Source organism: Microvirga sp. RSM25, from assembly GCF_044784385.1.
In the GTDB taxonomy this organism is placed as follows: Bacteria; Pseudomonadota; Alphaproteobacteria; order Rhizobiales; family Beijerinckiaceae; genus Microvirga; species Microvirga tunisiensis.
In genome coordinates, this window is the sequence record NZ_CP173039.1 from 256,391 (window position 1) to 276,240 (window position 19,850).

Annotated in this window: 21 protein-coding genes and 1 pseudogene; 10 read left to right on the forward strand and 12 right to left on the reverse strand. The window is 62.2% G+C overall.

Annotated elements, in window-relative coordinates; translation table 11 throughout:
* Position 1: 1 nt before the first annotated feature.
* The 4 genes from ACD578_RS01175 to ilvD all read right to left on the reverse strand — a co-directional run bounded on the left by ACD578_RS01175 (position 2) and on the right by ilvD (position 4,315).
* A complete protein-coding gene (locus ACD578_RS01175) occupies positions 2-1,495 on the reverse strand; it encodes a sensor domain-containing diguanylate cyclase (RefSeq protein WP_404290129.1) in 1,494 nt (497 codons plus the stop codon).
* A 24-nt stretch (positions 1,496-1,519) separates the two neighbouring features.
* Complete coding sequence (gene sugE, locus ACD578_RS01180; RefSeq protein ID WP_404290131.1) at positions 1,520-1,837, reverse strand: quaternary ammonium compound efflux SMR transporter SugE; 318 nt, start codon at positions 1,835-1,837, stop codon at positions 1,520-1,522.
* A gap of 138 nt (positions 1,838-1,975) precedes the next feature.
* Complete coding sequence (locus ACD578_RS01185) at positions 1,976-2,275, reverse strand: hypothetical protein (RefSeq protein WP_404290133.1); 300 nt, start codon at positions 2,273-2,275, stop codon at positions 1,976-1,978.
* A 210-nt stretch (positions 2,276-2,485) separates the two neighbouring features.
* The gene (gene ilvD / locus ACD578_RS01190) at positions 2,486-4,315 is read right to left on the reverse strand and encodes a dihydroxy-acid dehydratase (protein WP_404290135.1); all 1,830 of its coding nucleotides are present in this window, start codon (positions 4,313-4,315) and stop codon (positions 2,486-2,488) included.
* Positions 4,316-4,577: 262 nt separating this feature from the next.
* Here ilvD and ACD578_RS01195 point away from each other — a divergent pair, with 262 nt between their 5' ends.
* Together ACD578_RS01195 and ACD578_RS01200 are read left to right on the forward strand one after the other, a co-directional pair.
* Positions 4,578-5,180, forward strand: a complete 603-nt coding sequence (locus ACD578_RS01195; RefSeq protein ID WP_404290137.1) for a cation transporter — start codon at positions 4,578-4,580, stop codon at positions 5,178-5,180.
* Positions 5,181-5,227: 47 nt separating this feature from the next.
* Complete coding sequence (locus tag ACD578_RS01200) at positions 5,228-5,464, forward strand: hypothetical protein (protein WP_152716783.1); 237 nt, start codon at positions 5,228-5,230, stop codon at positions 5,462-5,464.
* On the opposite strand, the gene ACD578_RS01205 is transcribed toward ACD578_RS01200, so the two are convergent.
* Positions 5,461-5,898: a YqaA family protein gene (locus ACD578_RS01205; RefSeq protein ID WP_404290139.1), complete on the reverse strand. Its 438-nt coding sequence runs from the start codon at positions 5,896-5,898 to the stop codon at positions 5,461-5,463. The two genes, ACD578_RS01200 and ACD578_RS01205, sit on opposite strands and share 4 nt — an antisense overlap.
* 219 nt (positions 5,899-6,117) lie before the next feature.
* Positions 6,118-6,588 carry an aminoacyl-tRNA deacylase gene (locus tag ACD578_RS01210; RefSeq protein ID WP_404290141.1) on the reverse strand — a complete coding sequence of 157 codons (471 nt, stop codon included), beginning with the start codon at positions 6,586-6,588 and terminating at the stop codon, positions 6,118-6,120.
* Between the two features lie 308 nt (positions 6,589-6,896).
* On the opposite strand from ACD578_RS01210, the gene ACD578_RS01215 reads away from it, so the two are divergent.
* The 3 genes from ACD578_RS01215 (at position 6,897) to ACD578_RS01225 (ending at position 9,488) form a co-directional block, all read left to right on the forward strand.
* Positions 6,897-8,075, forward strand: coding sequence for an NAD(P)/FAD-dependent oxidoreductase (locus ACD578_RS01215; protein WP_404290143.1), 1,179 nt, complete (start codon positions 6,897-6,899; stop codon positions 8,073-8,075).
* A gap of 112 nt (positions 8,076-8,187) precedes the next feature.
* The gene (locus ACD578_RS01220) at positions 8,188-8,433 is read left to right on the forward strand and encodes a hypothetical protein (protein WP_404290145.1); all 246 of its coding nucleotides are present in this window, start codon (positions 8,188-8,190) and stop codon (positions 8,431-8,433) included.
* A 113-nt stretch (positions 8,434-8,546) separates the two neighbouring features.
* The gene (locus tag ACD578_RS01225; RefSeq protein ID WP_404290147.1) at positions 8,547-9,488 is read left to right on the forward strand and encodes a D-alanyl-D-alanine carboxypeptidase family protein; all 942 of its coding nucleotides are present in this window, start codon (positions 8,547-8,549) and stop codon (positions 9,486-9,488) included.
* A 158-nt stretch (positions 9,489-9,646) separates the two neighbouring features.
* Here the strand turns inward: ACD578_RS01225 and ACD578_RS01230 are convergent, their stop codons facing one another.
* The gene (locus tag ACD578_RS01230; protein ID WP_404290149.1) at positions 9,647-9,910 is read right to left on the reverse strand and encodes a glycine zipper domain-containing protein; all 264 of its coding nucleotides are present in this window, start codon (positions 9,908-9,910) and stop codon (positions 9,647-9,649) included.
* Between the two features lie 491 nt (positions 9,911-10,401).
* Here ACD578_RS01230 and ACD578_RS01235 point away from each other — a divergent pair, with 491 nt between their 5' ends.
* Together ACD578_RS01235 and ACD578_RS01240 are read left to right on the forward strand one after the other, a co-directional pair.
* Positions 10,402-10,971 carry a DUF1269 domain-containing protein gene (locus ACD578_RS01235; RefSeq protein WP_404290151.1) on the forward strand — a complete coding sequence of 190 codons (570 nt, stop codon included), beginning with the start codon at positions 10,402-10,404 and terminating at the stop codon, positions 10,969-10,971.
* 258 nt (positions 10,972-11,229) lie between these two features.
* Positions 11,230-11,802, forward strand: a complete 573-nt coding sequence (locus tag ACD578_RS01240) for an HdeD family acid-resistance protein (protein ID WP_404290153.1) — start codon at positions 11,230-11,232, stop codon at positions 11,800-11,802.
* 22 nt (positions 11,803-11,824) lie between these two features.
* On the opposite strand, the pseudogene ACD578_RS01245 reads toward ACD578_RS01240, so the two are convergent.
* Positions 11,825-12,133: pseudogene (locus ACD578_RS01245) on the reverse strand (SLC13 family permease); the annotation flags it as partial.
* A 382-nt stretch (positions 12,134-12,515) separates the two neighbouring features.
* Between ACD578_RS01245 and ACD578_RS01250 the strand changes: the two are divergent.
* Positions 12,516-13,535 (forward strand): AI-2E family transporter, encoded by a 1,020-nt coding sequence (locus ACD578_RS01250; RefSeq protein ID WP_404290155.1) that lies wholly within the window; start codon positions 12,516-12,518, stop codon positions 13,533-13,535.
* Here ACD578_RS01250 and ACD578_RS01255 read toward each other — a convergent pair.
* The 4 genes from ACD578_RS01255 to kynA all read right to left on the reverse strand — a co-directional run bounded on the left by ACD578_RS01255 (position 13,429) and on the right by kynA (position 18,961).
* Positions 13,429-15,288: a metallophosphoesterase gene (locus ACD578_RS01255; RefSeq protein ID WP_404290157.1), complete on the reverse strand. Its 1,860-nt coding sequence runs from the start codon at positions 15,286-15,288 to the stop codon at positions 13,429-13,431. The two genes, ACD578_RS01250 and ACD578_RS01255, sit on opposite strands and share 107 nt — an antisense overlap.
* A 64-nt stretch (positions 15,289-15,352) precedes the next feature.
* Complete coding sequence (locus tag ACD578_RS01260) at positions 15,353-16,687, reverse strand: alpha/beta fold hydrolase (protein WP_404290159.1); 1,335 nt, start codon at positions 16,685-16,687, stop codon at positions 15,353-15,355.
* A 240-nt stretch (positions 16,688-16,927) separates the two neighbouring features.
* Positions 16,928-18,121 carry an aminotransferase class V-fold PLP-dependent enzyme gene (locus ACD578_RS01265; protein WP_404290161.1) on the reverse strand — a complete coding sequence of 398 codons (1,194 nt, stop codon included), beginning with the start codon at positions 18,119-18,121 and terminating at the stop codon, positions 16,928-16,930.
* 15 nt (positions 18,122-18,136) lie between these two features.
* Positions 18,137-18,961: a tryptophan 2,3-dioxygenase gene (gene kynA, locus ACD578_RS01270; RefSeq protein WP_404290163.1), complete on the reverse strand. Its 825-nt coding sequence runs from the start codon at positions 18,959-18,961 to the stop codon at positions 18,137-18,139.
* 179 nt (positions 18,962-19,140) lie between these two features.
* Here kynA and ACD578_RS01275 point away from each other — a divergent pair, with 179 nt between their 5' ends.
* Together ACD578_RS01275 and ACD578_RS01280 are read left to right on the forward strand one after the other, a co-directional pair.
* The gene (locus ACD578_RS01275) at positions 19,141-19,383 is read left to right on the forward strand and encodes a DUF3297 family protein (protein WP_152714691.1); all 243 of its coding nucleotides are present in this window, start codon (positions 19,141-19,143) and stop codon (positions 19,381-19,383) included.
* A 110-nt stretch (positions 19,384-19,493) separates the two neighbouring features.
* A complete protein-coding gene (locus tag ACD578_RS01280; RefSeq protein WP_404290165.1) occupies positions 19,494-19,787 on the forward strand; it encodes a hypothetical protein in 294 nt (97 codons plus the stop codon).
* The last annotated feature ends 63 nt before the right edge of the window (positions 19,788-19,850 follow it).

Below are 19,850 nucleotides of genomic sequence, written 5' to 3' on the forward strand. Positions count from 1 at the left end.
CTCAGGCGGCTTTCGCGGTCGCAACGCGGTTGCGGCCATCCTGCTTGGCACGGTAGAGGGCTGCGTCGGCGAGCGTGATCAGGTCCTCCGGGCCGTTGCGGGACCGGTCCAGGCTTGGAACGCGGGTCGCGCTGCCGATGCTGACGGTCAGGGTGCGCGACGGGATATTGGCCTCGTGCCGCACGCGAAGCGCCTCGACTTTCGCGCGGATGTCCTCGGCCACGGCCGCCGCGCCGGCCTCGTCGAGGTCCGGCAGAAGAACCACGAGCTCCTCGCCGCCATAGCGCGCCACCAGGTCGCCCGGTCTGCGGGCTGCGCCCGCGATCGCCTTGGCGATGGTGCGCAGGCATTCGTCGCCGGCCTGGTGCCCATAGATGTCGTTGTAGGCCTTGAACTGATCCACATCGACGAGAAGCAGGGAAACCTGTGATTTCTCCCGCGAGGCCCGAATCCACTCCGTCTCGAGCTGCTTGTCGAACATGCGTCGGTTGGCAAGACCCGTCAGGCCATCGGTAACGGCAAGGACGGAGAGCTCGGCCTCTGCCTCCTCCCGGCGGCGCAATTCCGCAGACAGGATCCAGCCGAGGGTGGCGATCGTCGTGACGAGCAGGCTGATGACGATGGTGCGGAAGACGAACTCACGATTCCAACTCGCCAGCGCCTCGTCTCGGCCGACGGATGAGAGAACGCCGATGGGAAAGATGTGGTTGCGGTAATAGCCGCCCATGCGGGTCACCCCGTCGACCGGGGAGACATATTCATAGGAACCCGATCCTTTTCCTTCCCGGAAGCGAGGTTGGTTCGACAGGTCGGTCCCGATGGCACGTTCAGTATAGGGGTAGCGCGATAGGAGCGTACCGTCCTTGTGAATGAGCGTGATGCTGCCCTGCGTTCCGATATCGAAGCGGCCGAAGAAATTGGCGAAATAGCGGGGCGGAATGCTGGCCTGAACGACGCCGCCGAAGCTGCCGTCCGGCTTGTCGAAGCGGCGGGAGAGGGTGAGAACCCAGTCGCCGCCGAGCGGGTCGCGGATCAGGGGGCCGAAAAACCAGTCGCTGCTGGAGGATGCCTTGTGATGCTGGAAGAAAACTTGGTCTTTGGCGTTCACCTTGCCCCGGTGGCCGGGCAGGGAACTGGTCAGGAGAAATCCATCGTCCTCATAGACCGACAGGGACTTGATGCGCTGCAGGGACTGAACCCGCTCGACCAGGAACGTATCCAGTCTCTTGACCGCAATGGGGAGCACGCCGCCGGCCTCGACCCGGTCCGCCACGTCCACCAGAAGGGCGTCCGCCACCTCGAAGGTGTCCTCTGCGTGCTGGACCAGCGATTTCGCGAGGTTCAGGGTCTCCGCGCTGATCCGGGCAATCTCCTGCTCCCGCTCGTTCCAGTCGCGCCAGCCCTCAAGGCCGACGATAACGAGGCATACCACGACGACGAAGGCTTTCAGCCCTCGTGCCGCAGATTTCGGCCTAATGTGAGCAAATGCAGTCATGACCCCTAACCATAACTGCCGTGGCTAGCCTGAGGCTAACTTCAGGCCAAGGATTCCGGATACGATCAGGCCGATGCAGACCAGGCGCGTCGCTGTCGCGGGCTCGCTGAAGAGATAAATTCCCAGCAGCGCCGTGCCGACCGTTCCGATCCCGGTCCAGACCGCATAACCCGTTCCCACGGGGAGGGTTTTCAGCGCCACGCCGAGCAGTACGACGCTGATGACCATGCTCACAGCGGTCAGAATGGAAGGAATGGGGCGGGTGAAGCCATCGGTGTATTTCAGGCCGATGGCCCAGCCGATCTCGAACAGGCCGGCAAGACCGAGCCAAGTCCATGCCATGACAGGACCTCCGTCATTGGCAGGGCCGTCCCTACCGGTGTCATGAAGGCGCGAGGTCGTCCTCACCCCTTCGAATATAGGGGGAACGGAAAAGGTTCTCAATACGCTGCAAGCGCGGCCAAAAGTCAGTTTGCTGGCTTAGTTACCGCCTTCTTCCGAGGGCGGGTTGGAGCGGCCCAGTGAAGCGAGAGGATTGAAGGGAGTGTAGATCTGGTGCTTCCACCCGTCGCCGCAATTGACGCAGATCGAACGGATCATGTGGTTGCTCTGCTCGAGCCGCTTGAGCAGCTTTTGCTGCCGCTCGGTCGCTTCGTTGGCCTCGGCCTCATAGCCGGATGGGCGGACGGTCAGCTGGAGGGCCTCGCTCTCCGGAGTTCCCTGGGCGAATCCGGGGCCGGCAAGGAGAAGGAAGCTGACGGTCAAGGCGAAGCGGGTCATTCAGGATCCTGCAGCGAGCTGATTTGGGCTTTTACCAACTGGACCCCAGGAGACAGTGTTTCGTCAAGGTTCGAGATCTGACTGAGACCTTTGGCAGCGCCAGAACATCGGGCCCCAAAGTGGAGCGCACTTTTTGGTCCGATGCCTATTCTCTTCACCTGCGCATCGTTCGGCGAGACGCTTATTCGTCACCCACCCAGCCGATGAGGGTCAGATCTGCCGGACGGCGCCCTTGGCGGCGCTGGTGGCGAGCATCGCGTAGGCCTTGAGGGCCGCCGAGACCTTGCGCTTGCGCGGCTGAGCCGGCTGCCAGCCCCTGGCCTGCTGCTCGGCGCGCCGCCGCTCCAGCTCGGTATCGGCCACGGCCAGATGAATGCGGCGGTTCGGGATGTCGATCTCGATCCGATCACCGTCCTGCACGAGGCCGATGGTGCCGCCTTCGGCGGCTTCCGGCGAGGCGTGGCCGATGGAGAGGCCCGAGGTGCCGCCGGAGAAACGCCCGTCGGTGATGAGGGCGCAAGCCTTTCCGAGGCCCTTCGACTTCAGGTAGCTCGTGGGATAGAGCATCTCCTGCATGCCGGGTCCGCCGCGTGGGCCCTCGTAGCGGATGACGACCACGTCGCCCGCGGCGACCTTGCCATTGAGGATGCCGCTGACGGCATCGTCCTGGCTCTCGAAGACGATCGCCGGGCCGGAGAACTTCAGGATGCTCTCGTCGACACCCGCCGTCTTCACGATGCAGCCGTCGAGGGCGAGATTGCCGGAGAGAACGGCGAGACCACCGTCCTTCGAGAAGGCGTGGTCCTTGTCGCGGATGACGCCGCCCGCCCGGTCCATGTCAACGCTGTCGTAGCGGCTTTCCTGGCTGAAGGCGGTCTGCGTCGGTACGCCACCGGGGGCGGCGCTGAAGAATTCATGCACGGCATGGCTGTTGGTGCGGCATACGTCCCAGCGGTCGAGGGCGGCTTTCATGCTCTCCGAGTGGACCGTCGGCACAGAGGTGTCGAGCAAGCCCGCACGGTCGAGCTCGCCCAGGATGCCCATGATGCCGCCGGCGCGATGCACGTCTTCCATGTGCACGTTGGCGATGGCAGGCGCGACCTTGCAGAGCACCGGCACGCGGCGCGACAGGCGGTCGATGTCGTCCATGGTGAAATTGACCTCCGCCTCATGGGCGGCGGCTAGCAGGTGGAGCACCGTGTTGCTCGAGCCGCCCATGGCGATGTCGAGCGTCATGGCGTTCTCGAAGGCCGCGAACGAGGCGATGGAGCGCGGCAGCACGCTCGCGTCGTCCTGCTCGTAATGGCGGCGGGCGAGGTCGACGATCAGGTGGCCGGCTTCCACGAAGAGGCGGCGGCGGTCGGCATGGGTGGCGAGCGTCGAGCCATTGCCAGGGAGCGAGAGGCCCAGCGCCTCGGTGAGGCAGTTCATGGAATTGGCCGTGAACATGCCGGAGCACGAGCCGCAGGTGGGGCAGGCGGAGCGCTCGATGACCTTGATGTCCTCGTCCGCGATTTTGTCGTCGGCGGCGGCGACCATCGCGTCCACGAGGTCGAGCTTCTTGGTCACGCCGTTGAGCACGACCTTGCCCGCTTCCATCGGCCCGCCGGAGACGAAGACCGTCGGAATGTTGAGGCGAAGGGATGCCATCAGCATGCCGGGGGTGATCTTGTCGCAGTTGGAGATGCAGACCATGGCGTCGGCGCAATGGGCGTTGACCATGTATTCCACGGAATCGGCGATCAGCTCACGCGAGGGCAGGGAATAGAGCATGCCGTCATGGCCCATGGCGATGCCGTCATCCACCGCGATGGTGTTGAACTCCTTGGCGACGCCGCCCGCCTTCTCGATCTCCCGCGCTACCAACTGGCCAAGGTCCTTGAGGTGGACGTGGCCCGGCACGAACTGGGTGAAGGAGTTGACCACGGCAATGATCGGCTTGCCGAAATCGGAATCCTTCATGCCCGTGGCCCGCCAGAGGCCGCGAGCCCCCGCCATGTTGCGGCCGTGGGTGGTGGTACGAGAGCGATAGGCTGGCATGATTTCCCCTAGAGCATCAGACCCAAAAGTGGACTCTACTTTTGGGATCGATCCGATGCTCGATCCCTTGAGTGGCGCATCGTCCTTCGCGGAAAATCGGGTCCACTTTTTCGCACGATGCGCTGAACTTTGCCGCCTTGTTCAACTGAAATTGCGCGGTTTGCAAGAAAATTTGCCATTCCTTGTGGTCGCGCCTGCTTTGCCGCAATGGAATTGCTGATGGCCCGGAACGAGACGAAGCGGCCGTAGGAGTGCGAATACCATGAATGATCCAAGTTCCAGCAAGGGCCTGCGCCGGGTCGTTGTCATCGTGGCGGTCCTGAACCTGGGCTATTTCGGGATCGAGTTTGCGGTCGCGCTCGCCATCGGCTCGGTGTCGCTCTTCGCCGACAGCGTCGACTTCCTGGAGGATGCCTCGATCAATCTCCTCATTTTCGCGGCCCTCGGCTGGGGACCGCGGATGCGGGCACGGGTCGGGATGGTGCTGGCGGGGATCATCCTCGTGCCGGGCCTCGCCACCCTCTGGACGGCCTGGGGCAAGTTCTGGGTGCCGATCGCGCCCGATCCGGTTCCGCTGACGCTCGCCGGGGCAGGGGCTCTCGCGGTCAATCTCGCCTGCGCCTTCCTTCTCGCACGCTATCGCCATCATGGCGGCAGCCTCACGAAGGCGGCCTTCCTGTCGGCCCGCAACGATGCCGTTGCCAATGTTGCCATCGTAGGGGCGGGCCTGGTTACGGCCATGATGGTCTCGGCTTGGCCGGACCTGATCGTGGGTCTTGCCATCGCGGCGATGAATGCCGATGCCGCGCGGGAGGTCTGGGAGGCTGCCCGCGAGGAGCACCGGGCTGAAACGCCTTCAGCCTGAAGAACGTTGTCCTGCTCAAGCACCCCTAACGAAGGCAGGACCGCGACATGCTCACCAAAGCCGAATTGGATGCTCCGGCCCATCTGCAATACGAGCCGATCGGCACGACCGGCCAGGGCCATCCCAGCGACGTGAGGGAATTCGCCACCCTCCGCGAAGCCGTTCACTGGGCCATGAACAACGAGCCGCCGGCCGGCATGGAGGCCGTCATACGTGCCGCCTCCGGCGCGGTGCTGGGGCCACGCCATCTGGAGGAGATCTGGTCGAGCCTGCAGGGACCCTAGATCCATCCCAGGCTCAGCGCTCCGACGGCGAGATAACGCCCCGTCTTGGCGAGCGCCACGAGAGGCACGAAGACCCGCAGGGGTTCCCGCATCAGGCCCGCCACGATGGTGAGCGGATCGCCGACGATCGGCAGCCAGCTCAGAAGCAGCGTCCAGCGTCCGTATCGATGATACCAGCCTTCGGCCTTGGCCACTTGCTTGCGCTTCACCGGAAACCAGGGGCGATTCTCGAAATGGGCGAAGAAGCGGCCCAGGAACCAGTTCACGATGGAGCCGAGGATGTTGCCCACGCTCGCCACGAGAATGAGAAGCCACGAGGGATAATGCTCCGCCGCCAGCATGACGAAGAGCACGGCTTCGGACTGAAAAGGGAAGATGGTGGCCGAGAGAAAAGCGGCTGCAAACAGGGCGCCGTATTCGGCGAGATGCGGCATGAGGCGAGGATCACGTTGGACTGAGGACGGGCGGGTTCAAGGCTTTGCACGAAGGCGGAATGAAACGAGCCTTATCACGGTTCCTGGATGCCGCCGAGCTGACCCATCGAGCGCACCGGATCCAAAAGTGCAGATCCACTTTTGGATCCTATGCTCCAGTGATAGATCACCTATCGGCACTCGTACGCCACCGCACGCATGCCTCACCAACTCCCAGCATCATATCCGGTCGCTGAACGTGCCGTGCTGAGCCCGCGGGTTGAGGCGCGCGAAGTCATCCCCTTTCACGTGAACCAGCGTGGCATGATCGCCGCCTTCGAAATAGACGTCCGGCTGCCGCTCCACGCTGTCTTCGACGATGACATCGAGGCCATAGCATGTACCGACGGGCGGGATGGCGCCGCGATCGCAGTCGCGGAATACTTCGACGATCTCATCCTCGGAGGCCAGACGCAGTTCCTGGCCCAGCTCCATCTTCAGGTCGGACAGACGCAGGTGATGCGACGCCGGCAGAACGGCGAGCATGTAGTTCTGCCCGTTGCTGAGCATGATGCCCTTTGCCAGCCGATCGCCCGGCACATGCCCAGCATGGGCCGTACCCAGCGACGTCATTGCCGGTTCATGTTGGATCAGGTCGTAGCTGATGCCTTGATCGGACATGTAGCGTTGAAGGGTTGGTGCGATCGTCATGACAACCTCCGATGAGACGAGGACGCTCGCATGCCAGGAGGGCGGCTGTACTGACACACCGTCGCTTCGGGATGCGCGGTTGCTTGGAAACGCCTCGATGGTACACCCCTGACGGACCGGCTTCAATCGACTGACTGCTGTGGCCGCAAATAATGCCTGATGCGGCTGAGCTTCAACGCAGTCCTCCTGCACGATACTTGCGCCTTCTTCCGAGGTTCACTACGAACAGCCTTTCCATGTCCTCAGGCTAAGTTCTCCATGCGTCTCTCAAGCGGAGGCGTCAGAAATTTCTTTCAGGAAGACCTCTCTTGGATCAGTTCGACGTTGTGGTGATCGGCGCCGGAGCCGCTGGGATGATGTGTGCGGCGGAGGCCGGCAAACGCGGCCGTTCCGTGCTCATCCTCGACCATGCCGCGAAGCCCGGTGAGAAGATCCGCATCTCCGGCGGCGGACGCTGCAACTTCACCAATCTCAATGCCGCGCCGGCAAATTTCATCTCGCAGAACCCAAGCTTCGCCATTTCGGCCCTGCGCCGCTACACGCAACGCGACTTCATCGCTCTCGTGGAGCGCTATGGCATCGCCTATCACGAGAAGACCTTGGGCCAGCTCTTCTGCGACGGCTCGTCGAAGCAGATCATCGATCTGCTGTTGAGCGAGATGCGACAGGGTAATGTGGAGCTTCGTCTCTCGACCTCCGTCGAGAGCGTGGAGAAAGCACCGGAAGGATTTGCGCTGAAGCTTACGCAGGGCGCAGTGCAATGCCGTTCCGTCGTGGTGGCGACGGGCGGAAAGTCCATTCCGAAGATGGGGGCTACCGGGTTCGGCTACGATCTCGCGCAGCAATTCGGCTTGAAGATCGTCGAGACGCGGCCGGCTCTCGTTCCGCTGACCCTGGAGCCGACCTTGCTGGAGCGCCTTACGCCTTTGGCGGGCGTGTCGGTCGATGTGGTGGCGGGCTGCCGGAAGACCACGTTTGCCGAGGCCATGCTCTTCACCCATCGCGGCCTGAGCGGCCCCGCGATCCTGCAGATCTCCTCCTATTGGCGCGAGGGCGACGAGATCGTGCTCTCCATGTTGCCGGGCGTGAACCTCTTCGAGGAGCTGCGTGCCGCCCGCGCGCAAAACGGCCGGCAGGCCCTGCAGACCGCTCTGTCCGCCTTCCTGCCCAAGCGCTTGGCACAACTGATCGCCGAGACGGAGAAGGGGCCGGCCAACCTTGCCGATTATTCCGACAAGAAGCTTCGGACCATCGACGAGGCCGTGAACCGCTGGCGTTTCAAGCCGGCCGGCTCGGAAGGTTACCGGACGGCCGAGGTGACGCTCGGCGGCGTCGACACCCGCGAACTCGACTCCAGGACCATGGAAGCCAAGGCGGTGCCCGGTCTCTACTTCATCGGTGAGGTGGTGGACGTCACCGGCTGGCTCGGCGGATATAACTTCCAGTGGGCTTGGTCGTCCGGCTGGTGTGCTGGACAGGCGGTCTGACCACAGCGACGATGATGTCTCCGTACTTCTCGTTTCGGCCAGCCCAACGCCTGGGTTCTCTTGGAGCCCTGTGCTATGCTCGCGAGCATTGGACCTCATCAGGGAGGGTTTCATGCAGTCGGGCATGCTCCTCATCTGGATCGGTGCGCTGCTGATCGTGGGCGGGATCGTGCTCGCGGCAGGTCAGGTTCTCTGGAAAGGGCGCCTGAGCGACCCGCATCGCATGGGCTCGACGGGATCGGGCGCGACCCTGGAGCCGCGGGAGCGGGTGCGCGCTCTTCATCCCAAACACCACTGGCCCAGCATCGTCATGGTCGCGCTGGGAATCGTCCTCCTGCTGGCCGAGGCGGCCGTCTGACAGACCTGGGGACCACTCCCAAATCCTTTTGCGACAACCCGAAAGTAGTAGAGCGGGACGGTTTTTGCCGTCGGGTGCTTGCGTAAGGCCGCGGTTCGGGCAACGATCCGGGCATGAAGCCGCTCTCGATCCTCCTGGCTGCCGGCCTTCTCCTGACGCCCTTATCCGTCGGCGCCTCTCCCATGCTGCTGGTGGATGCGTCCACTGGCGACATTCTCGCCGCACAGGAGGCGACACGCTCCTGGCATCCGGCATCGCTCACCAAGATGATGACTGCCCATCTGGCGCTGACGGCCGTCAAATCGGGCCGGGTCAGCATGGACACGTCGATCGTCCTGAGCCCAAGGGCGACCGCCCAGGCGCCGACGAAGCTCGGTGTCCCGCCGGGCACGTCGCTTCGCTTGGAGGACGCACTCACGGTCATGATGGTCAAGAGCGCCAACGACGTGTCGTTCGCGATTGCGGAAGCCATCGGCGGAAGCGAGGAGGCCTTCGTCTCGGCGATGAACCAGGAGGCGAGGCGCCTCGGAATGACCGGGACCCGGTTCGTCAATCCGACCGGCCTGCACGATGACCGACAGGTGACCAATGCGCGGGATATGGCCGTGCTGATGCTGGCACTCCTGAGCTACCATGCCGATTACCTGGACCTCCTCAGGACGCCCTCCATTACGGTCAACGGGCGGATGCTCAAGAACACCAATAAGCTGGTGGAGGATTACACAGGTCTCGAGGCCTCGAAGACGGGCTATGTATGCGCCTCCGGGTTCAATGTGACCGTCTCGGCCCTTCGCGGGAACCGACGCGTCATCGGCGTGGTTCTCGGATCGCCCAGCGCGGCGACACGGACGCTGGTCATGCGGGAACTCCTCAACACCGGCCTGTCGGAAGCGGCGAGTCCCGTCGGCAATCTCCGCACGATGAAGGCCGAAGCGCCGATGCCTGCCGCTGACCTGCGTCGTCTCAAGTGCGGGCGGCAGGATCCCGCACGATTGGAGGCCAGGGCTGTCGGCACCATTGCGAAGCATACGGAGGTTCAGCCGCTTCGTCGATGACGGAGGGCCTAAGGCTTGCAATGGCACAACGCGTCGGCTGATACAGCCCTGGCTGGCATACGGGTACAGTCGCCTGCTCCCGCACCGCTAAGTTACGGGGTCAAGCGACTGCAGAACGCATCAGCGAACGATAAGTCCTACGCCTCTGCTTCGGACCGTCAACGGCAAAACAGATTGCCGGAAGCATCCCGGTAGGTGCCATAGGGGCATGGGCTGCGCGGGGCGGTCGATGCTCCGACGATCGCGCCGCCGGCAGCACCGACGGCCGCTCCGGCCAAGGCTCCGCTCGTCCGGCCCGTTGCCGCTCCGCCGACCGCGGCACCCGTAACGCCGCCAATGACCGCACCACCGGCCGCGCGTTCTCCCGGTGTGGTGCAGGCCGCCATGGAAAGCATGAGCGTACTCGCCGCGATGGCTGTCATGATTGTCCTCATCGCACTTTCCTTCCTCGGTTCTGGGTTTTGGACCCGGCTGCGGGCCACGGCATCGGCCCCAAAATTGGAACACACTTCTGGGATCCATCCGATGCCCAATCCTCAAGTAGCGCATTATGCGCAGCGGGAAACCACGTCGGCTTTTCGCTGACGCAGAGTTTCGGTTCCACGCGACACGATCGGATCGGATACAGCCTCACCCGAGAGGCCGGATTCGGCTACTCGGGAAATCCCTGGTTTCCCGTGGTGCAAAGCCTGATCTATGGCCGCAGCAATCTCCCTTTTCCAGGGTTTCTCTCCCGTGATGGACAAGAGTTCATGCAACTCCGCAGCCACGAATGATGCTTCGCACCGTATCAGGACTGAATATTCAGCCGAGCCTCATGAGAATCCCCGCACTGGCTCGGGGTAATACCTGATGGACGTATCAGCCATTCACTTTACTCTCCAGGGACTGTCGCTACAGGAGGAGGGGTCTCATGGCCGAGCTGGTAGTCGTTGGATTCGACAACCCGAATGATGCAGACCGTGTCCTGACGGAACTGACCCGACTGCAAAAGGAATACCTCATCGATCTCGAGGACGCCGTCGTCGCCATACGTGGATCCGACGGTGCCGTGCGTATCAAGCAGAGCATGAATCTCGTGAAGCTCGGAGCGACCTCCGGCGGTCTGTCCGGCGCGATGTGGGGCAGCCTCATCGGGTTGCTGTTCCTCAATCCGCTCGCTGGCCTTGCCATCGGCGGCGCCGTCGGAGCAGGCTCGGGAGCCTTGTCCGGGAGCATGATCGACTACGGCATCAACGACGACTTCATCAAATCCATCGGCGAGACGCTTCAGCCCGACACCTCCGCCTTGTTCCTGCTGATCCGGAAATCGCAGCCCGAGAAGGTGCTGGCCGAACTTTCAGGGTTCAAAGGGCGCGTCATACGTTCCTCGCTGTCGCCGGAACAGGAAGCAAAGCTCCAAGCTGCCCTGTCGCAGGCCCATGCGCCGAGTCCGGGCGAGGGCGTCGCGGCTGCAGGCGCAATGGCGGCGGAAACACCGTAGACGGGTCCGGGCGATCGAAGCGATCCGAAGTTGCTCTTTCTGGGCTCCTGCCGGTGTATCGGGAAGGAGGCAGTAAGCTGCGTCTTTCAGTGGAGATGCAGAGCACTAGTTTACCGACATGAGCGTTCTCAAGCCCTTCATGTTCGCACTCGTCTGTGCTTCGGGGAGTATGGTTTGGGATCCGACTGGCCCACAGGCATCGAGCGCGGTGCGGGTGTTCGGGAGCTGACGTGAGCGCTGAGATGTAGAGAGGGTGCTATGGCAATATCGTTGGACGCCGCGGCGGAAGTGTTCCGCGAAGCGATGCGGAATGCCGTCAAGCGTTATTCGCTATGGTATCTCATCGAGGGGCTCCTTCTGATCGCAGCCGGCGTTCTTGCGATTGTCTATCCTATCTTTTCATCGACGGCAGTGATCGTTCTCCTCGGCTGGCTGTTGGTGATCAGCGGCCTGCTGCAGGCGCTCAGTCTCATCAGCGCACGGCACGTGCCGCATTTCTGGCTGCAGCTGATCTCCATCTGCCTTGCCATGCTGATCGGCTTCCTGTTCCTGCGCGACCCGGAGCAGGGACTGACGACGATCACGCTCCTCCTCATCGTGTTCTTCATGATGGAAGGTATTTCCAAAGTGGTCTTCGCACTGACGATCCGGCCGTTCCCCAACTGGGGCTGGGTGCTGGCAAGCGGCATGGTCGGCATCGTGCTTTCACTCGTCCTCTGGGTTAATCTGCCGGTGACTTCCGTATGGCTTTTAGGATTTCTGCTTGGCATGAATCTGATCAGCGTCGGCTCGGCGATCGCCTATCTCGCCTGGCAGGTGCGGATGAGCTGATGTCGAATCGTCGACGAGCCGGTCAGAATCGCCAGATCAGCGGCACCAGGAAGACCGACACGACGAAGAACCAGATCATCAGCGGCAGTCCGAGCTTCCAGTAATCGCCAAACGCGTATCCTCCCGGTCCCATGACCATCAGGTTCGTCGGCGTTGCGACGGGGGGCAGGAAAGAACCGGCTGCGGCCACCGCTATGCTCATGAGAACGGGGCGTGGCGAGATCCCCATGCTTGTCGCGGCCGCCAATCCGATGGGAATGACGATCAACGCGGTCGCGGTGTTGCTGATCAACTGACCCATGATGGCGGTGAGCACCAAAAGACCGGCAAGGGTATCGATAAAAACCCTGGAGGAGCCAGGTAGAAGTCCTGATCTGCGACTTTTCCTCGAGCTTCCTGCATCAGGCGGATGTCATCTCCTTGCAGAACGAGGCTCATTGGGCATGCAGCGATCAGCCGATTGCTCCTGATGCGAACTCTCGGTATTGTATAACGAAATCGCGTTGCGGCGTGCCACTCCGGAGCCGTCGAGACAGAGGGTATCTGAAATCCCGGCAAGCGCCGTGACGACAGACGGCAACGGATAGAGCCACTGATCTTCGACGCTAGGGTGAACCGGGAGAGACGACGTGAATCGGCCTCAAGCTCCCTTGAAAGAAACGCATCGCGTACCCTCTGACTTTGGCTTGATTCACTGGGCTTTGATCACGCTCGTGATCCTGGCTTTCCTCGGCGCGATCTATGTGGCCGAGGCGGTTATCGCTCCGGTTGCCTTCTCGCTGTTTCTGATCTCGATCGTCTGGCCGCTGCAGTTCCGTCTCCAGGCCTACATTCCACGCCTTATCGCGTTGGCGATCAGCGTCCTGCTGCTCGTGGTGGCGTTCAGCGGCTTCGCCTCGCTCATCGTCTGGGCCTTCAGTCGGGTCGGGCGTTGGATCCTCATCAACTTGAGCCGGTTCCAGGCGCTTTACAACCAAATGACTTCCTGGCTCGAGGAGCAAGGAATTGCCGTGGCGAGCCTCTGGGCCGATCACTTCAACGTCAGCTGGATCGTGGGCCTCATGCAGAAGCTCACCGGCCAGGTGAATACGACCTTGAGCTTCTGGCTCGTCGTTCTCGTCTACGTCATCATCGGCTTGCTCGAGGTCGAAGGGACGGCGAGGAAAATCGAGGCTCTTCCGAACCGTCGTATCGCGCGGGTCCTGCTCGCCGGAAGCGAGGAGACAGCGGCGAAGATCAGGCGATACATGGTGGTGCGAACCATGATGAGCGTTCTGACCGGTGTACTCGTCTGGGCCTTCGCGATGCTCTTCGGTCTGCCGCTCGCCCAGGAGTGGGGAGTGATCGCCTTCACGTTGAACTACATCCCCTTCATCGGTCCCTTTATCGCGACCCTGTTTCCGACGTTGCTCGCGATGGTCCAATTCGACACCTGGCAGGCCGTCATTGTGGTTTTCGCCTGCTTGAATGTAATCCAGTTCGTGGTTGGGAGTTATATCGAGCCGCGCCTTTCCGGTACTGTGCTCGCCATGTCGCCCTTCGTCGTGCTGTTCTCGATTTTCCTCTGGACGTTCCTATGGGGATTGCCGGGAACGTTCATCGGCCTCCCGATCACGATTGCCGTTCTCACCTACTGTGCTCAGGATCCAGCGACCCGATGGTTGGCGATCCAACTGGGTCCGCCGGAGGAGGCGGATCTGCCGGCCCCCGATCACCCTCGTCCGGAAGCTTGATCTCCACTCGCTCCGGGGCGGCGAGCTTCAGCTCACCGCCGCTGACCGCAAGGGTGTGTATGAGGAATGAAACGCTGCCGTTCTGCGCCGGATTCATCACGGGAGAGGCGGCGGAGACGATCCGAACGCCTCCGGATTGCCCGATCCATTCGGTGTGCCGGTGCCCGTGGAACACCACCAGCCGGTCGGCAAAGGGGCGGAGTTGCCTGACGAACCAGGAGCCGTTGATAAGAGCCGTGCCAATACGCTCGGAGAATGCTTTTGCCGGCGTGGGATACTCCACGAGATGGTGGTGAAGCGCCACGATCCAGCCGGCGCGCGGATATCGCTCCATGGCGGCCATGAGATCTTGCGCTTGAAGAGCGGATATGATGCCAAGAGCGTTCGTGAAGGAAAAATGTGCTTCCGCATTCGAGTTGAGAAGCATGACGCCGATCCCATCATCCGTTTTCGGTGGAACGATCATGGGGAACACGTCATCCCAGATCTGTGCCAGTCGAAGGGATTGGCGGATCCCTCCTGTATCGGCAAAGGCCTCGATATCGTCCCGGTACGGAGCGAGTCTCTCGGTCAGAGTGGGGCCGAGGCGCCCCTTGTCGGAATCGAAGCAGAAAACCTTGTCCCCATGCAGAGCTTCGATCGCGGAGAGCGTTCGAAGTTGGCGAAGGCGCTTTCCTGGACTCGTCGGCAACTCGAGTCGAGCCGGATTGGCGCGATCGACGACATTCACGTCATGGTTGCCGGGAAGGATCAACAGGCGCTCCGCCAGACCGGGATGAGCCGCGACCGCATCCATGAACTCCGCCCACTCTCCAGACCGGCCGGCATCCGTCATGTCGCCGGTGATCAGCACAAGGTCCAAGGGATGCTGTGCGTGAAAAGCATCCAGTCGATCGAGGACACGGTGTATCTTCTCGTTGCCTTGAGGTCCCGTCCGGCCGCTTTCGATCCGGAATCCGTAGCGCTCTCCGACCACATGGAGATCGGAAAGATGTGCGACGCGCCAGGTCCGGGCCTCGGACGGCATGTCGGCGAAGGCCATGAGATCGGCGGGCCGCCCCAGGGCGCCATCCGCAAGGGCCCATATGAGGGCGGCGCCTGTGACATAGCATCCTATGATGACTACAGCATTGGCGAGGGCGGGGACGATCAGCTGGAAAGGCGCCAGAATGTCTCCCGCTTCACCGACCCAGCGCGAAGCGGGCCAGGCAAGGACGACGAACCAAAACGACAAGGAGCTCACCAAAACGCCGCCTCCGACTGCAGCGATGGCGTAGAGATGTGTATGGCGGCGCGGCCTGAGATCGGGAGCGAGTTTGCCGATGATGTGCCGCAACCCTTCTCGAAACAGGGCATAGACGGGCTGAACGGCCAGTGCATTGAGCGACCAGAAGCTTTGTTCGGCTGCGCGCAACACAGGCTTGCCGCCGATCCACGCGAGGCTGATGAGACCGGCAACGATCAACAGCGACCAGAATCCTGCCAGTGCGGTCGCGACCTGTCCGGATATCGTGGTCGCCCATCCCAGAATGACCAATGGCGCAAGTCCCAGGAGGATGGCAGGAAGGCCGATCAGCATGAACCAGGCGACGGCGAGCTTCGGAAGACTGATTTCCGCAAGAAGTCGTCCGCCGATGGCAACGAGTGACCGGCTCTTGGTACTCGCGATGTCGTCCTCCGCATCGCCAAGGCGCGGATCGATCAGCATGGGCTTCCACAGATGCATTCGTGGCAACGGATTCGGCTCCTGCATGGTCTCTCACCTGCCAAGCTCTGCCGCTGCCGTCTCTTCTGCGGCAGTCGGAACAATCACCAAATCAAGCGCCCATTCCCGCTCGCTGAAGCGCTGCAACGGCATAGAGCGGCATGCGCTCACTCAGTCCCTTCAGGGCAAAATTGCCCCTTTCCTCCAACGGCAAATCGGATCCGGCGACGAGATCGCGCACCGTCCGCGATACCAGTACGTCACCGCCATCTGCCAAGGAGGCGATCCGGGCTGCGATATGAACCGCAATGCCGCCGATATCGTCACCCTTCATCTCGACCTCGCCGGTATGGACGCCACATCTGACATTCAGGCTCAAGGGATGAAGCGCGTCGATGATCGCGCTCGCGCATCGGACGGCGCGTGCAGGGCCGTCGAAGGTGGCCAGAAACCCATCGCCGAGAGTCTTGATCTCACGTCCCCGGAACCGGTCGATTGCGGCGCGGACGATCCTGTCGTGCTCGTCGAGAAGGGCATGCCAGCCGCGGTCGCCCATCGCTTCTGCTTTTCGGGTTGAATCCACGATGTCCGTGAACAGGACGGTCGCCAGCACACGGTCCGGTTCCTTCTCGCTATGCGTGCCGGTGAGAAACTCCTCGATCTCATCCGCCAGCGGATTCACGTTGCCGGCCCACATCACATGATCCATGCCCGGAAACTCTACATATTTCGCTCCTGGTATGTTGGCTGCGAGATAGCGACCTCCCTCCACATTGACCCGCGTGTCGCCCGAGCGATGCAGGACGAGTGTCGGCACGCGGATCGCCGAAAGGATGTGGCGCACGTCGATCTGGCTGTTCATCCGCATGAGGGTGATGACGGCCGAGGGACTGGCGCCTAGCCGCTCGAAGCGCGCCCACCATTGTTTGAATCGCTCATCCGCCATCATGGTCGGCGCAAAGGCGCTGAGACTTTCGCCTTGTCCCCAGGTCCTGTCGATCTTCTCCAGAAACGGCTCGAACCGCTCAGGCGGCAGCACCCAGGTGTGGAAATCGGCATAGGTGCCGTAGAGGATCAGAGCCTGTGTTCGTTCAGGATAGGTTGCCGCAAAGAGCATGCTCATTGCGCCCCCTTCGGATATTCCGAAGAGGGCGGCTCTCTTGCTGCCCACGGCATCCATGACCGCGCGTACATCGTCCATGCGCTCTTCGAGTGTCGGAAGGTTCCCCAGGCGGTCCGAGAGCCCGGTGCCGCGCTTGTCGAAGAGGATGAGACGGCTGAATGCACTCAGGCGAGACAGGAAGTGAGCCATGTTCGGCTCATCCCAGTAAAGATCGAGGTTCGAGATGAACCCTGGGACAAAGACCAGATCGAGCGGTCCTCGGCCGACCACCTGGTAGGCGATCCGGAGATCACCGCTTCTGGCGTAGTATGTGTCGACCGGCATGGCCTGGCTCCGAAGCTGGCTGTCCGACGCGACGGTCGGAAGCAGGGGATTCAGGTTGGGTCCGACACGGATATGCCACCATGGCATCGTGCGGGCTGAAGCAGGGCTAAATGCTCTGCTCCATGCCGCGTCATGTCAAATCGAAAAGGCGAGGGAGCAAGATCACGGATTCAGGCAAGTGACAGCGAAACTGTGTTTCCTCGCGCTCGACGGAGTGGTGCATGTGGGGTGCGGTCTTCTTCAGGCCGCCGAGGATGTATTGACGGGCAGGGACTCCAGCGCGCCCGCCTCGTCGATGCGGCGCACGAGATCGTCCACTTCTTCTTCCGTCTGATAGATGCCGAACCCGAGACGCAGGCGTTGGCCGCGGACATCGGTCACCACGCGCAGCTCTGCAAGGTCGCGATAGATCCTTTGAGCCTCTGGGGTCTGAAAGGTGAGGAAGTTGCCGCGCCGTGTCTCGTCGGCCGGCACCACGAGCGTGGCTTCCGCGAACAAGGCGGATGCACTGATGCAGCGCAGGAAATGCTGCTGCAGCGCCTTCGCGTGAGCGTGGATGATGCCGGGCGTGATGCCTTCATCCGCAAGCCAGCGCATGACCGCATTGAAGCGGTAGAGACCCGAGGGATCGAAGGTCGCGCCCATGAAGCGCCAGGCATCGTCGCTGTAACCGACCTGTCCGTTCTGCGCGCTGGCGAGGTTGCCGAAGGCGGCATACCAGCCGGTGTCGCGCGGGCGCAGACCCCATCCGGGCGGGCAGTGCATGAAGCACGCACCTTCGCCCGCCATCGCATATTTGTAGCCGCCCGCGATGTAGAACACCCGCTCCGCGATGCTGCCGAGATCGGTCGGCCGTGCCATGAAGCCGTGATAGCCGTCGATCACGATCATGGCGCCGTCGCAGGCGCATTCCGCGAGCCTGCGCCCATCCGGTGCAAAGCCCGAATTGAAGAAGACCTGGCTTACGAAAACGAGATCGTAGCCTTCCTGCGCAGCCGTGAAGAAGCGGTCTTCGAAGGTCGTGAACGGTTCCGCCGGCACGCGTGTCACGGCAACGATCTGCTCTTCCTCCAGGCGCGCAATCTGGCGCGTGAAGGAATGGAACTCGCCGTCCGAGGTCAGGATGCGGACCGGGCGATCCGTAGGGAGGCAGGAGAGAATGCGCTTCAAGAATTCATGCGTGTTGGGTGCAACCGCGATGGTCGACGGATCCGGCAGGTTGAGGTGCCCGGCCACATGGCCGCGATACTCTTCAAGAACAGGTCCTAAGACATGCTCCCACTTGTCGTCGATGAGGCGGGCAGCATCGTCCCAGGCTTGGAGCTGCGCGTCGCGCGTCACATCCGGCCAGGGATGGTGACTGTGGGATGCAAAATGCAGGCGGTCCGGCTCGGTGTTGAGGAAGCGGGAAAATTGTGAACGAAGGTCAAGCATTGCGTATTTCCCCCGTCACAGCCTGCCGCGCACGGACCAGAGTTCGGGAAAGAAGTAGTGTTCGAGCGCCTTGCGCAGATAGGTCACGCCGGTGCTGCCGCCCGTGCCGCTGCGCATGCCGATGATGCGCTCCACGGTCTTCATGTGCCGGAAGCGCCATTGCTGGAAGGCGTCCTCCAGGTCGACCAGCTCCTCGGCGAGTTCGTAGAGATCGAAATGCTCGCCCGCATGGCGGTAGATCTCCCCCCAGGCGGCCTCGACGCTGGGATGTGCCGTGTAGGGTTGAGTTACATCGCGGTCGAGCACTTCGGCCGGGATCGCGTAGCCGCGCCGCGCCAGCAGGCGCAGGGCTTCATCGTAGAGGCTCGGCGCCTGGTAGGCGGCTTCGAGCTGGTCCGCGAGGTCGCTCCGGTGCTTGTGCGGCGCCATCTTGATCGCGTCCTTGGCGCCGAGCTTGAACTCCACCAAGCGGTACTGCCAGGACTGGAAGCCGGAAGATTTGCCGAGCGCCGGCCGGAAGCTCAGGTAGTCGGAGGGCGTCATGGTGGAGAGCACGGTCCAGGCCTGGATCAGCTGCTCCTGGATCCGGTTGATGCGTGCGGTGCATTTGAAGGCGGGCTGGAGTTCGTCCGCCCGGATATGGGCCAGCGCCATATCGAGCTCCCGGTTCAGGAGCTTCAGCCAAAGCTCCATCACCTGATGGATCGTGATGAAGAGAAGTTCGTCGTGCTCGGCCGTCAGGGGAGATTGGGCGGAGAGGAGGGTGTCGAGCCGGAGATAGTCTCCATAGCTCATGCCTTCTGAAAAATCGGTGTGAATCCCGTCTGTCGCTGCGGACAACGCTGTCTCCCTGATCTGTCTCCGCTTTGCCGCGGATTATCGTCTTACCCTTAGAAGAGTTCGACGAAAGTAGGACATTGCGGCGAGCTTGTCACGTCGGGCGCGTCACAATTGGCATCCTGGTCCCAAGAGGGTAGGTTGCCCGCCCCAGATTGACCCATCATTGGAGAAACCTTCGCATGACCGACACGCTTCCCGACCGCCTGTCCTCGAACCCGAACAGCCCCTATTTCAACGAGGAGTTGATCGCCAAGGGGGTAGGCATCCGGTTCAACGGGGTCGAGAAGACCAATGTGGACGAGTATTGCATCAGCGAAGGCTGGGTCCGTGTCACCGCCGGCAATGCCAAGGATCGCTTCGGTAATCCCATGACCATCAAGCTCAAGGGCAAGGTCGAGCCTTATCTGCAGCCCAAGGAGTGAGGCCTTATTGGGCCTAGGGCAGAGGACTGGACGCGCGGTGTAGCGCGGGCCAAGATCCGGGATGAGCTTGTCAATCGGGGAGTTGCTTCCTCGGGAAAGGCCTGTCCTGGATGGCCGATTGCCGACGGCGAACGATACTCGTGGTAGCGGGTTGGCTCCTCAGCGCGCCCGCCCTGGCCCATAGCTGGTACCCGGCCTGGTGCTGCAATGATCATGATTGCCGAGAGCTGATCGAGGCCAGAGGCGAGACCGTGACCGAGACGGAAGACGGCTGGAGGCTCTGGGATGGGCGCCTCGTCGGTCGGGACTATGCCAAGATGTCTCCCGATGCGAAATTTCACATCTGCGAAGAGCCGAAGACGCGAGCCATCATCTGCTTCTTCGCTCCACAAGGGGCGTCGTGATGGCGGGCTCCGTTGATTGTCCCGTGATGGTCCCCTCTTGATGGGTGCATCGTTCGGTTCCTC